We start from the raw sequence: 14,141 nt of genomic DNA, 5'->3' as shown, positions 1-14,141 counted from the left end.
TTCAAATGATAGCCAGTACAAGCATGTATACGTAATGTGAAGCCGAACCGGAAAATTTATACGATGTACAGCCATCACGACAGCCATCACGACAGTCGTTAATTTTTCAGCCAACTTTTTATAAACTGTGAGATAATTTCATCAAACTGGTATGATTGAATGCGAGTTTGACTGAACCAGGAGTTGAAACTGGATTTCAGTGAGTGCGAAATTCAGATTGCCACATCAGAGCCAAACCGGTTCTTTTAATTGGGGGAATGGAATTTGTTCAATAAATCTAACAGCGGTCACAGCACGTTGAAGATCCCGCAGTGGTCTCATATCAGTATCACCGTCACCTTGCTTTCCCTGGCACTGACGGGGTGTGCGTCTCACAATTCGACGTCCAAAACTGGTACAAAAACATCACAGAGTTCACCCTCGTCCCACAGCACCGGCTCACCCGCTTCGAAGTGGATGACGGTAGATTCATCCACCCACACTGTTACTTTGAAAATGAACGGTGCCATGAACGGAAGATTAAACTTCAATGGCTACGCTAACGGTTTTATGACGATTACTGTGCCGGTAAACTGGCATGTACACGTTCAATTTGTAAACAAGGGGCAACTGCACAACAGTGCGATGATTGCGCCAATTGCAGCAGTGAAGAAAAAGACTCCGCCGAAGCCTGCGTTTTCTGGCGCGGCAATCAAAAATGCAAGCAAAGGTATTCCAAGCGGTGCAAGCGCCTCTTTTAGTTTCATTGCAAACAAACCAGGCAAGTACGCCATCATGTCAGGCGTGACCGGTTACGGGACTTCCGGGATGTGGGATCACTTTAACGTATCCTCTGTGAAATCACCCTCATTGACAGTCAAGAACGGTTGACGGTTCCTATGCTGCGCGACCGTCCGCCAAGCGATCAGGGGAAAAACTCAGGTCCATTCTGTTGTATCATACCTAATGAGGAGTCATGGCGCACAGTGGCCAAAGCGGGGTGCCAAGGCAAGACAAGCTGGGCACCGACATGATGTAACCGAATTCAAAGTGAAAGGAGACCAACTGATGCCCCTCGAACCAGCAATGGCAATGATTTTGAATCAAATCAACTCTATGCCTAAAGTACCAATGAGTGAGATCTCGCCGGAGTCGTTTCGCGAGCAGCAAGCGTTGTTGCCCGAACCTACGATTCCGGTGAAAGAAGTCTACGACAGGACACTCTCGTTAGAAGGGCGGGATTTAACTGTTCGCGTGTATGTTCCGGAGTCGGCTGGAGTGCCGCCCTATTCCGCACTGGTTTTCTATCACGGCGGTGGTTGGGTCGTTGGAAATCTGGACAGTCATGATTCTGTCTGCCGATTTCTGGCCGCCAAATCCGGATGCGTAGTCTTATCGGTGGATTATCGATTGGCTCCGGAACACAAATTCCCCGCCGCTGTTCAGGATGCTTATGACGCTTTCGCGAACATCTCCTCTCTTGCGGAGGAATTAGGGATTCATCGTGACCGTATTGCGGTCGGCGGAGACAGTGCAGGCGGTAACTTGGCAGCCGTTACAAGCATCAATCATCGCAAAGGAACGGGGCGGCCCAAAAATTCGATTCCAGCTTCTGCTTTATCCGTCGACAGGCTATCTGGAAGAGCCGCCTTCTATGCAGGAAAATGCAGAGGGATATTTTTTGACGGCAGAGGTGATGTTGTGGTTCCGACAACACTACCTTAGGTCTCAAGAGGACAACAAACACCCTTATTTTTCGCCAGTCCTCTACCCTGATTTGTCTGGACTGCCTCCTGCTTTTATTGCTACTGCAGAATTCGATCCGTTACGCGACGTTGGCCAGCAATATGCCAGAGAATTGAAACGACATGGCGTGCTGGTAGAATCGAAAAACTACGAAGGCTTAATTCACGGCTTTGCAAATTTTCACGCCTTTTCACCTGGTGCAAAAGCAGCACTGTCAGAGTGTGCACAACAACTCCAGTCAGCGCTGCAGTCACAATAATTACATTCCGAAAGAAGTCGTATGCAGAGTAACACCAGGGTTGTTGTCGGCCGTTCTGCGGATTGAAAACTCATTTTCAAACAACATGACAGAACGGTCGTCGTTGTCTTTTACAAGCATGTTAGAATACCTGTCGTAGTTCAGCCGGTCTATGGGCTCTGAAGTCTCAATCCAGCGCGCATACGAGTACGGTAAATTGGTGAGTTGGACTTCAGCACCGTACTCTGCCTTCATCCGGTACTCAAACACCTGGAACTGCAGTTGCCCAACCGCTCCCAAAAGCAAGTCTTCTGTTCGATTCGATTGACGAAATACCTGAATGGCGCCTTCCTCCGCAATTTGCTCAAGCCCTTTATGAAATTGCTTGTATTTGAGTGTGTTTTTTACCATGACCCGTGCAAAGTGTTCCGGAGAAAACTGAGGCAGTTTCTCGAACTGAAAAGAACCAGACTCTGCGAGGGTGTCGCCAATGCGGAAGGCACCGGGATCGAAAATGCCGATGATATCTCCAGGAAACGCCTCATCGATAATTTCACGTCCCTGCCCGAAAAATTGCTGCGGTTGAGACAAAGCAATTTTTTTGCCCGTCCGTACGTGATTCACACTCATCCCCCGCTCAAACTGACCGGAGCAAATGCGGATAAATGCCACTCTGTCCCTGTGGGCTGGATTCATATTGGCTTGAATTTTAAAAACAAAGCCAGAGAATGAAGGGGATTCTGGCTCCACCGGGCCTTTGTCGGTCTTTCTTGGTCCGGGCGCAGGAGCCAACCTGATGAATTGGTTAAGAAATGTGGCAACACCGAAGTTTGCGATGGCGCTGCCAAAGAACACAGGTGTAAGTTGCCCTTGTGCTACCAACTCTGCGTCGAACGGATCGCCCGCAATATCGAGCAGCATAACCTCTTCCTTCAGTTGCTCATGCAGTTGCTCTCCTAATACGTCCCGCAGAACAGGACTGTCAATATCGGAAGCCTCGATGTCGGTTGTGTCCACACCGCGCTCTGTAAAGCGCTCAAAGCGACAGTCATCGCGGTTATAAATGCCTTGAAAATTTGCACCCATACCAATCGGCCAGTTCATGGGGCATGAGCGAATTCCCAAAACGGCTTCAATTTCCTCGAGCAGTTCGAGGGGTTCTTTTCCCTGCCTATCCAGCTTGTTGATAAACGTAAATATGGGTATGCCTCTCATGCGACAAACCTCAAACAGTTTAATGGTTTGCGGTTCTACACCCTTGGCCGCGTCAATCAACATCACCGCACTGTCAGCGGCTGTTAACGTTCGATACGTATCTTCGCTAAAATCTTCGTGTCCGGGTGTATCGAGGATGTTCACTCTCAGTCCCTGATATTTAAACTGCAGTACCGTCGAGGTGACTGAAATACCCCTTTGTTTCTCAATCTCCATCCAGTCGGATGTCGCATGTCGTCGCGCTTTCTTTCCTTTAACAGTTCCGGCTTCGCGAATGGCTCCGCCAAACAGCAGCAGTTTTTCGGTCAGTGTTGTTTTCCCTGCATCAGGGTGAGAAATAATCGCAAAAGTCCGGCGTTCGTCATGCTCATTCTTCTGTTTCATAATGTCTCTGTGCCACTCCCGTTACTCAAGACTAATTGCTTTTCGTCAATTACTTTCAGCTACTTTCGGCAAATGCACTCCTATGAGTGTACCACGGTCTGCCAAGAAACAGACACTCTGTTTCAGCCTGCTGTTTCTGTGGCATACGTCCCAGTGACGACCGGCGCGTCAGCCGCGGACTTACGACCAAAGTATTATTCGGCTCCCTGCTTAAAAGAGCTATGATGGAATCAGCAGGAAAAACATCCAGTCAACCCTTCCGAATACCATTTAGGAGGAGATAAATGTGTCAGAATGGCTTCAAGCAGGCAGCGTTGATGAACTTCACGAAGTTGGAAGTAAGCTCATCAGGGGAATTGTGGTCTTTTCACATGAGAATGGTGTGTACGCTGTGGAGAACGCGTGCCCTCACATGGGGTTTCCGCTGAACAAAGGTACGTTATGCGACGGTATCTTGACCTGTCACTGGCACCACGCCCGTTTCGATGTATGCAGCGGAGGCACGTTGGACCCTTGGGCAGACGACGTCCCCAGCCACGAGATTCGGATTGAAAACAATCAAATCTATGTGAACCCTCTACCCAAGAACCGGCGGGATAAGGCAAGCCTGTTGCGACGACTCCGCGAAGGTATGGAACAGAATATTTCGTTAATCATCGCAAAAAGTGTCATAGCTTTAGTTGAGTCTGGTGTACCTGAAACTGAAATTGCAGAGGTCGGAATAGATTTTGGCACGACGCAACGTGCTGCCGGTTGGCAATCGGGTCTCACCATTCTTACAGCTATGGTAAACGTGTTGCCGAAACTGGATTACTACGGCCGCATTCTGGCTTTGTTTCAGGGATTAGTACACGTAGCTCGGGACACAGACGGAACTCCGCCCCGCTATATGTTGCAGTCACTGCCGGACTCAGACTTCCCCGTAAGCCGTCTCACGGCATGGTACCGCCAGAGTGTTGACGTTCGGGACACGGACGGAGCCGAGCGTATCTTGCGGGCCGCTGTCGCCAAGAGCAGTCACCCGACAGATTGGTCAAATATGATGTTGACGGCCGCCACCGATCACTTCTATTTAGACGGAGGTCACACCTTCGACTTTCACAACAAGGCCATCGAAGCGCTCCAATTTGTTAATGAAACTCTGAAGTCTCAAGTTCTTACATCTCTCATCCCGCTTTTCAGCAACCCGACCCGCAGCGAGGAGCTGCAGAACTGGCAATCCCCCGTGGACTTGGTAAGTCCTCTGCAGGACGCATTTGAAAGGTTGCCGGAAGTCATTGAAGCCGGTAAACGGCAACGAGAAACATCTCCTTCTAAAAGCAACGCTTTTCATGCTGCCGCATTTGTAGAGCAAATTCTTTCAGACAATCCCATTGCCACGGTCCACGCCCTGACAGACTCGTTGGAACGAGGTGTTCCTCCAGAAATTTTGGCGCAGTTGACCGCTCTGGCCGCAGCAAAACGGATTCAGCGTTTTCACACGCAAAATGACTTTGGCGACTGGATTGCAGTACTTCATACCTTTACGCACGCGCACGCAGTTCATAAGCGCTTGCTGGAAACCCCTACTCCATTCGTTATCCGCGGCATCTACCACACTGCTATGCGCATTTACCTTGACCGCTTCTTGAATATTCCAGCTGCGAAAAATCCAGACTGGCGCAAAAACATACACGATACAACGACGCTTACGAGCCTCTTCGAACTGACCGACAAGAATCAGCGGGTTGAGGACGCAGCAAACTGGGTTTCCGCCTATTTGCATCACGACGGCGATGTGCCGGATTTGATGAATACCTTCGGCCATCTGCTGTTGAGGGAAGACGCGGAATTTCACTCGTTTCAAATGTACGAAGCGGCACTTTCTGAATACGATTTGTGGTCGGATACGATAAAACATTCACACCGGCCTTACAATGAAGACATTGCACAAGATGCCAAAGACACCTTACTCATTGCATTGGTCAGGTATCTGGCGGCACATGCGCCCACTTCAAGAGAACTCCCGCACGTTGCTCGTATTGCCTGGCGTTTGCACCGCGGCGAGAAACTGTTTGAAGAGGAGTGAGCGACTGGATTCAGTATTATTGAAAGGAACGCTGGAAGAAGAAAAGTAAGAGTACGGTGTTGTCTCTTCGCGTATCCTAGCCGCCTGTCCGTTTCACAACTCCTCACCCCCTCGTACACATAAGGAGAATCCATTTTGCCAGACGAGGGGGAAATGCATTGCGCTTATCCGACGACTTGTTGTGTCTGGACAAACGAAATGGGAGGAGACCGTGACAGTATGGCAAAGATTATCGGGATTGTGGGAGGACGTGCCGGGGACATCAGGCTCTTAAGGAAGGCAATGCACGTCCAATCTGTACGAAACACCGCCAGCATCTCATTTTATCGGGGGACAATGGGAAACAGGCAGATTGTGCTGTGCCAATCGGGTGTGGGCAAAGTAAATGCCGCACTTGCAGCTCAAACCTTGGTTGATACATTTCACGTAAGTACAATTCTTGGGACAGGCATCGCAGGCTCTCTGAGGTCCGGCATTGGTATCGGAAACCTCGTGGTTGCAACAAAATCTCAACAGCACGACGTCAACTTTACTGCTCTAGGTTATCCGCCTGGGGTTATTCCCGGCATGAAAACATCTGTCTTTATCGCGACACCCGCATGGGTTCACAAAGCCTATCGCAGCGCACACCAGTTAGGATTTCCTGTATATAAGGGCAAAGTCCTGTCAGGGGATGAGTTTGTTGCCTCGCCCCAAGCGGTGGCTCACCTGCGGAGAACCTTTGGCGGACTTTGTGTCGACTCCATTGGCGCGGGAGCAATCGGGCAGGTAGCCTATAAGAATAAGATAGGTTATACTGTGATTCGAGGAATTTCCGACAAGGCAGGAACAACGCCATCGAAGAACTTTAGCCGGAACTCTAGGATTGCATCGCTAAAATCTCAATTGGTTATTCTCACCATGTTGATTCCGAACTATTCTTCCTCTTATCACACACAACAAGTTTCAGGCGCGTAGCACCTCTCCATTCACTTGGAAATAAGGACCTTAGACGTTTTAAAGCAAAACAGCTACAATAGAAAAGTTGCTATTTTGCACTGAGTTAATGGCCCCGACAAGGGCCGTTTTTACGTGCCACGAAGCGCAAGGAGCGTGTTTATGAACTCCCAAACCTATAGCCGAACTTCCATTGCCGCCTTGTTACTTGCGGGATCGTTTATAGCCATTCTCAACCAAACCCTGATGATTACAGCCATTCCTCCCATCATGAAGGAGATGCACGTTACAGCAAACACAGGCCAATGGCTGACTACGGTCTTCATGCTGGTAAACGGCATCATGATTCCGATTACCGCATTTTTAATTGAACGCTATACCACGCGGCAATTATTCATTTCTGCCATGGGCATCTTTTCAGCGGGCACAATCGTTGCATACTTTGCCCCTGACTTTGGCGTACTGCTTCTCGGACGGATCATTCAGTCAGCAGGAGCAGGTATTTTACTGCCACTGATGCAGACCGTCTTTCTGATGATCTTCCCATATAACCAGAGAGGGGCTGCCATGGGCTTAATTGGCTTGGTCATTTCATTTGCACCGGCCATAGGCCCTGCTTTTTCCGGTTGGATTATTGCCAAGTATTCATGGCGTCTCTTATTTGCAATGATTCTCCCACTGGCCCTTGCAGATATTGTTGTAGCCTTCTTTACTATGAAAAACGTAACAAAAGTGACCCGTCCCAAGATAGATGTCTTGTCCATCATTCTCTCTTCCGTTGGCTTCGGAGGTCTCCTGTACGGCTTTACATCAGCGGGCAACTTTGGGTGGGGTAACAACGCTACCATCATCTGGCTTGGTGTGGGCAGCGTCGTTCTCGGACTCTTTATCTTTCGGCAGATGCGCCTTGAGACACCCATGCTGGAATTTCGCGTGTTCAAATTCAATATGTTTAGCTTAACTACACTGCTCGGAATGATTGGTTTTATGGGACTTATCGGAGGCGAAACGCTGATTCCCTTGTTCATGCAGAACATGCGCGGATTTTCTGCAATGCAATCCGGATTGGCAATTCTACCTGGAGCCTTAATCACAGGTGTGATGTCGCCTATCACTGGGCGTATTTTTGATAGGATTGGTGCACGTTGGCTGGCTGTAACTGGACTGTCTCTTCTGACAGTGTCAACCTTTCTGTATACGATGCTGAGTCCTGCAACCTCGTTTGCCTATATTACAATTGTCTACGCCATTCGACTGTTAGGCTTGTCTATGGTCATGATGCCAGCTACGACAGCAGGACTAAACCAGTTGCCCCATCGCCTGATTGCGCACGGCACAGCAATGAGTAACACCATGCGCCAAGTCGCAGCCTCCATCGGAACTGCCATTCTGGTGACCATTATGACAACAACAGCGGCATCGGGCGGAACGAATACGTCTGCTTCAAACCCTGCCATCCACGGCGTAAATGTGGCATTCATGGTTTTGGTCGCACTGTCTCTTATTGGCGCCGTCACTTCATTTTTCATCAAGCGTACACATCCTCATGAAGAAGTCCAAGCCTAGACACGGAGCCGAGAAACGCAGGTTCTGTGCATAACCCCCGAACAAGTGACAAACGACATTGTCCTATCTGTCTGCAAGACTGTTTTAAATCTCTATGATTTACTAAAAATATTTGCCCGATAGAGACGATTTGCGTCACGATCTTTCCTGTCTATGGCGGGCTGAAAAGCCCGCTGTTATAGCACAGAATATAAAAATCGCAATTTTTTCATAGAGGGAAATAATGAAATTTTATTGAAATTTCTCATAAGCATAATAGGAGGGATCAATTATGGACAGTCTTGAATGGAAAGTCGGCGGCCAGCAAGGCGAAGGTGTCGACAGTACAGGCGAAATCTTTGCCAAAATGCTGTTCCGTCACGGTCACTATGTCACGACGTACAAACAGTTTATGTCGCGTATCAAAGGCGGACACACGAACTATAAAATAAGGGCTACTTCCTATTCGACCCATCACGCGGGAGACGGTTTGGACATTCTGCTGGCTCTTGATGACGACAGTTATAAAGTCAACAAACATGAACTGAACAACGGCGCACTGGTTCTGTTTGACGGTGAGGTCAGCATTGAGAAAACGGAAGGCCATACACTCGTTCATCTTCCTTTGAAACAAATCGCGAAAGACATAGGGAATCCGCTTGCCAAAAATATGATTGCGCTCGGTGTCAGCGGCGCCCTTGTCTCTCTGCCTCAGGAAGAGTTTTTTGCCTTAATTGAAGACCAGTTTGCAAAAAAAGGTACGAAGATTATCGAAGCCAACAAAACGGCCGTGGAAAAAGGCTATGAGCTTGTGGCTGAACACCTGAGCGACTCTGTTCGTCACTTGAATGCCCCCGACGCCGAAAAGCGAATGCTGATTTCAGCCAACCAAGCTGTAGCATTCGGAAGTCTGATGGCTGGGTGTCGTTTCTTATCTGCCTATCCCATCACACCAGCAAGTGAAATCATGGAATGGCTGAGCCACGAGTTGCCAAAGGTCGGCGGGACGATTATGCAAGTCGAGGATGAAATTGCTGGAATAACCTTCGCCATTGGAGCGTCTTTTGCAGGAGCGCGATCGATGACATCGACCTCGGGTCCCGGGCTGTCACTAAAAACGGAAGCTCTCGGCATGGCAGGGATGAGCGAGACGCCCATTGTCATTGTCGATTCACAACGCGCAGGTCCCTCTACTGGATTGCCCACAAAGTTCGAACAATCTGACTTGCAGCACGTACTCCACGCTTCTCACGGCGAGTTCCCGCGCATCGTTCTCTATCCGAGTACCATCGAAGACTCCTTCTATCTAGCAGCGGAAGCATTTAACATGGCTGAAAACTACCAATGTCCTGTATTTTTGCTGCTGGATTTAGGAATGTCGATGAATAAAAGCACAATTATGCCCATCGACGCAAAGCGTGTCGCAGTCAATCGCGGCAAGGTCCTGACGGAATCTGACCTGGAGCAGCTCAAGGAAAACTTTCAGCGCTACCAGTTTTCCAGTGACGGCATATCGCCTCGTGCCATTCCGGGAACTCCGGGCGGGGTTCACGTTACAAGTTCCAATGAACACGCTGAATCTGGGTACATCACAGAAGAGCCGGACATCCGTACGAAAATCATGGAAAAGCGCATGCGAAAAATTGAGAACGCAACCTGCCAGAACCCGTTCTATGTCTCCAACCCGGAAGCGGACACTATGGTTGTCACCATGGGCTCTACCCGTGGTGCGGTGGAGGAGGCTATTCGTGCCATGAGTAGTGAGGGTGCGTCATTGGGGCAACTCAATATCCAACAGCTTCATCCCCTGCCAACCGATGCCCTGCGCCCGTACCTGGCAGATAAAAAAGTCATCGTCGTAGAGAGCAATTATGAAGGGCAGTTACTGAACTGGCTCAAACAGCACCTGCCGATTCACGACAGGTCGTACTCAATTCGCCAGTATGACGGCAATCCATTCCGTGTAGATACAATTGCATCTCAATTGAAGGAGTTGGTATAAATGGCGACGGTAAAGGATTTTAAGGGAGACGTCTCCACGTGGTGCCCAGGTTGCGGAGACTTCAGTGTCATGGCCGCGCTGCAGCGCGCTGCCGTAAACATGGGACTGGAACCCCATCAAATGTCTGTAATATCCGGTATTGGCTGTTCGAGTAAAATTTCTGAATATACGAGAACCTATGGGTTTCACGGTATCCATGGTCGCTCACTACCTGTAGCCCAGGGAGCTAAAATGGCCAATCCAGAGCTTACGGTCATTGCGTCCGGCGGTGATGGAGACGGCTATGGGATTGGTGTTGGCCACTTTATTCATGCCGTTCGCCGCAATATTGACATTACCTACTTGGTCATGGATAACCAAATCTACGGTCTAACCAAAGGGCAGACGTCTCCACGCAGTCAACACGACTTTGTAACGAAAACCACAGCTAAGGGAAACAAAGAATATCCTGTCGATCCGATTTCCACCGCACTCTCAAACGGCGGCACATTTATCGCACAAGGATACTCAGGTGACGTCAAGAATTTAACAGAAATCATTGAAAAGGCAATTTCACACAAGGGTTTTTCCCTAGTGAACGTCTTTAGTCCGTGTGTAACTTTTAACAAGATCAATACTTACAATTTCTTCAAGGACAATCTGGTTCATATCGACCAAGCCTTTTCATCCAGAACGGAAGCTATCAATTACGTGAAGGAACATAACGGTTTAGTTACCGGCATCGTCTATGAAGAAGAGCAACAGGACTTTCAAAGTCAACTGGGTATTGATTGGAATATGCACGTATCCTCCGGTGATATGGACGCAGATATGATTCACGAAATTGAGAAGACGTTTATGTAGTCGTTCACCCGCGCCGGGCAGACACTCCTTGCTTGCGAGGAGTGTCTGCCCCTCTTGGCCCTGGCTGTACGTCCCCCGCAGTGATTAATGGAGCACGCCTCGAAGCTGTATGCCACCTCACCCCAGCCTATCTGCAACAAATGTGATACCGCCAAATAGGACGGGGTAAGCCTTTTGTAAAGAAACTGTTAAAAGTATATTACCCATTATCATAATTCAAAAAACCATTCATAGTACACTTGATTCGTTGAGTTGTAAGCTCCGTGGTGACGCCTGGCATGGACACGGAAAAAATGATGACTCTATGGAAATGTGAGGAATCTTGATGCAGTGGTGGCGGAACATGACGCGTGCGTGGAAACACTTTTTGCTTCTGTCCCTAGCTAGTGTAGTGTTGATGGTGGTATATAAGAGTACTGGAGCCGAGACGCTCTGGGTTGACAGCCTGCGTCACTCAACGCGGTTCCAATTCGATGACATCCTCGTGGCATTATTTGTCCTGTTGGTGGCAAGCAGTACCTTTGCTGCGATGCGGTGGCGGGAAAGCTCAAAAGCAAATCGACTTCTGGAACACCAGACGGTTCAGGATTCTTTGACAGGTGTTCTTAATCGACGCGGCTTCTTTTCGAAAGCCGAGAGAATGCTGAATGATTCAGAGAAAGCGTACCTCGTGTTCATAGATTCAAATCGATTCAAGTTTGTAAACGATACTTATGGACATGCGACGGGCAATCAACTCCTCATCCAAATGGCACAGCGGCTAATGAACATACTTCCCGAAAACGCCTGTTTGGGGCGTCTCGGGGGTGATGAATTTGCAGTCTTAATTGGGATTGAGGAACCTAACGGACTGACAAAGCAATTACAGGACCTGTTTGAGAAACCGTTTATTGTTAACCAGCATACAATTCACATGACAGTAAGCCTCGGTGTAAGCGTTTATCCCTGCCATGGCGAAACAGTTCCTGAACTATTACAGGCGTCCGACTTAGCCATGTATGAAGCAAAACGGAAGAACAGCCAAAAAGTTAGATTCTATGACAACAGTCTGGGAGAAAACCTACAGACTTGCATGAGCCTTCAGGGGGAAATTCATGAAGCTTTAATCAACAACGAGTTTTTTATGGTGTACCAACCCATTATCCATCTTTCCACAGGGGCAGTCTTTGGCTGTGAAGGCTTGGTGAGATGGAACCATCCTGTACACGGAGTCGTGTATCCGGCATCATTTATTCCACTAGCGGAAGAGAGTTCATCCATTTTAAGTATTGGAAAAACAGTCATTCGCCAAGTTCTAGAACAAAAGCGAGAATGGGAAATTCAAGGACTTCCTCACACCAAAGTGTCCATTAACGTCTCAGCTGTCCAATTTTTTAACACCGGATTCATCGGGGATTTGGAACAAGTCATTGCGGAACATGGGCTTAATGCACAAGATATCATTATTGAAATCACGGAACGAATTCTTATGCCGGATGACAAAATAACCATTGACCAGATTGCCAGACTCCGGGAAATGGGCTGTCTTGTCTCTATTGATGACTTCGGCGCGGGGTTTTCGTCCATTCACTATTTGACATCCATCGAAGCAGATATTGTTAAACTGGATCAGACTTTGGTCAGAAGTCATGAATCTGATTCACGGCGAAGGACCATATGCCACTCTGTCATACAGCTTGCACACGAACTTGGGTTGACAGTCGTTGCCGAAGGTATTGAGAATCCAGAAGAAGTTGAATTCTTAAGGCAGCTTGGCTGCGACTATGTACAGGGTTACTTTTTTGGCTATCCGATGTCCAGTACGGCCTTCTCCACAATGTTGTTGTCTCAGCAGGAAAGCGCCATGACAGAGATACGCTGAATTTCAGAACGTGAGTCAGAGCATCACCCAATAATGTGTTTCAATCGAAAACGGGGCAGTACACGAAACTGCCCCGTTTTCTCCGTCTCCTCTTTCGCATTTAATGCTGTTATTCACATTTAATGATGTTGTTCAAAGGTCCAATTCAGCGAAAGCCGAGGACTGGGTGAGGAATGTAAGGTCCCTCCAAGCGGTCAATCTCGTCTTGTGTCAGTGTCACAGATAAGGCATTTACTGCGTCATCCAAATGATGCGTTTTCGTGGCACCTACAATTGGAGCCGTGACCGGTTCTTTTTGAAGCACCCAAGCCAACGCAATTTGGGCACGGGGAACGCCTCGCATTGCCGCAATCTCGCCTACCCGTTGTACCACAAGCTTGTCAGCCTCCGCCATAGGAGTATACAAAGTCTTGCCAAACTCGTCCAACTCCGAACGCTTGCTGGTCTCTTCCCAGCTTCTTGTCAATCGTCCACGAGCGAGAGGGCTCCACGGAATCACACCAATTCCCTCTTCTTTACATAAAGGCAACATTTCCCTCTCTTCTTCACGATAGAGCAGATTCAGGTAGTCCTGCATTGTTACAAATCTTGTCCATCCGTGTTCTTCTGCCGTATGAAGAGCCTTTAGAAATTGCCATGCGTACATAGAAGATGCTCCTATGTATCTGACCTTTCCAGCCTTCACTACATCATGCAGGGCCTCCATGGTTTCTTCAATAGGCGTATTGTAGTCCCAGCGATGAATTTGGTAGAGGTCTACGTAGTCAGTACCTAATCTTCTAAGGCTATTATCAATCTCCGTCATAATCACTTTTCTGGACAATCCTGCTCCATTGGGACCCTCATGCATACGGCCGTGAACCTTTGTGGCAATAACCACTTCGTCGCGCTTAGCGTAGTCCTTGAGCGAACGTCCAACAATTTCTTCACTCGTACCGTCCGAATACACGTTTGCAGTGTCAAAGAAATTGATGCCCATTTCAAGAGCACGTTTGATAAATGGACGGCTTTCCTCTTCATTTAGCACCCACTGGTGTCTCCCTCGCTCGGGGACGCCGTAACTCATACAACCGAGGCAAATTCGAGAAACGTCCAAGCCCGTGTTTCCCAGTTTTACGTAATCCATTAGCTTCTCCCCTTCCTCACCTGTAGGTGTACCTAATATATTACCCCTTGTCCAATTACATCACCAAATTCTGCGTTAACACTGGCGGCACCGTCCGCGAGGAGGCGGCGCGGCACGCGCTTTGGAGACGCTCTTTCTGTATATGCTGCAGATCCTCTATAATAAATACAAAGCAATACCAATAGGAATACTGAAATC

General features: G+C 48.5%; 11 protein-coding genes. 9 read left to right on the top strand and 2 right to left on the bottom strand.

Going from position 1 to position 14,141, the window contains the following annotated elements:
• Window positions 1–264 precede the first annotated feature (264 nt).
• From GI364_RS06415 to GI364_RS25335, 3 genes are all read left to right on the top strand, one after another.
• On the top strand, window positions 265–870 hold the full coding sequence (locus tag GI364_RS06415; protein WP_198852839.1) for a sulfocyanin-like copper-binding protein: 606 nt from the start codon (window positions 265–267) through the stop codon (window positions 868–870).
• A gap of 177 nt (window positions 871–1,047) precedes the next feature.
• Entirely contained in the window at window positions 1,048–1,704 is a 657-nt protein-coding gene (locus GI364_RS06410) for an alpha/beta hydrolase (protein ID WP_370541834.1), read from the top strand.
• Window positions 1,634–1,984 (top strand): alpha/beta hydrolase fold domain-containing protein, encoded by a 351-nt coding sequence (locus GI364_RS25335; protein WP_370541833.1) that lies wholly within the window; start codon window positions 1,634–1,636, stop codon window positions 1,982–1,984. Before GI364_RS06410 ends, GI364_RS25335 begins: the two co-directional genes overlap by 71 nt.
• On the opposite strand, the gene GI364_RS06405 is transcribed toward GI364_RS25335, so the two are convergent.
• On the bottom strand, window positions 1,985–3,562 hold the full coding sequence (locus tag GI364_RS06405) for a peptide chain release factor 3 (RefSeq protein WP_198852838.1): 1,578 nt from the start codon (window positions 3,560–3,562) through the stop codon (window positions 1,985–1,987).
• Between the two features lie 286 nt (window positions 3,563–3,848).
• Here GI364_RS06405 and GI364_RS06400 point away from each other — a divergent pair, with 286 nt between their 5' ends.
• The 6 genes from GI364_RS06400 to GI364_RS06375 all read left to right on the top strand — a co-directional run bounded on the left by GI364_RS06400 (window position 3,849) and on the right by GI364_RS06375 (window position 12,817).
• A complete protein-coding gene (locus GI364_RS06400; RefSeq protein WP_198852837.1) occupies window positions 3,849–5,630 on the top strand; it encodes a Rieske (2Fe-2S) protein in 1,782 nt (593 codons plus the stop codon).
• Window positions 5,631–5,849: 219 nt separating this feature from the next.
• Window positions 5,850–6,587 (top strand): 5'-methylthioadenosine/adenosylhomocysteine nucleosidase, encoded by a 738-nt coding sequence (locus tag GI364_RS06395; protein WP_198852836.1) that lies wholly within the window; start codon window positions 5,850–5,852, stop codon window positions 6,585–6,587.
• Between the two features lie 141 nt (window positions 6,588–6,728).
• Entirely contained in the window at window positions 6,729–8,132 is a 1,404-nt protein-coding gene (locus GI364_RS06390; protein WP_198852835.1) for a DHA2 family efflux MFS transporter permease subunit, read from the top strand.
• A gap of 271 nt (window positions 8,133–8,403) precedes the next feature.
• Window positions 8,404–10,113: a 2-oxoacid:acceptor oxidoreductase subunit alpha gene (locus GI364_RS06385; protein ID WP_233096036.1), complete on the top strand. Its 1,710-nt coding sequence runs from the start codon at window positions 8,404–8,406 to the stop codon at window positions 10,111–10,113.
• Window positions 10,114–10,956, top strand: a complete 843-nt coding sequence (locus GI364_RS06380) for a 2-oxoacid:ferredoxin oxidoreductase subunit beta (RefSeq protein WP_198852834.1) — start codon at window positions 10,114–10,116, stop codon at window positions 10,954–10,956. It begins immediately after the preceding gene.
• 325 nt (window positions 10,957–11,281) lie between these two features.
• Window positions 11,282–12,817, top strand: a complete 1,536-nt coding sequence (locus GI364_RS06375; RefSeq protein ID WP_198852833.1) for a putative bifunctional diguanylate cyclase/phosphodiesterase — start codon at window positions 11,282–11,284, stop codon at window positions 12,815–12,817.
• Window positions 12,818–12,962: 145 nt separating this feature from the next.
• On the opposite strand, the gene GI364_RS06370 is transcribed toward GI364_RS06375, so the two are convergent.
• Complete coding sequence (locus GI364_RS06370) at window positions 12,963–13,943, bottom strand: aldo/keto reductase (RefSeq protein WP_198852832.1); 981 nt, start codon at window positions 13,941–13,943, stop codon at window positions 12,963–12,965.
• Between the last annotated feature and the right edge of the window lie 198 nt (window positions 13,944–14,141).

This window comes from Alicyclobacillus sp. SO9 (genome assembly GCF_016406125.1).
Taxonomy (GTDB): Bacteria; Bacillota; Bacilli; order Alicyclobacillales; family Alicyclobacillaceae; genus SO9.
The sequence above is the reverse complement of the archived record's forward strand: the minus strand, read 5'-3'. Positions and strand labels throughout refer to the sequence as shown.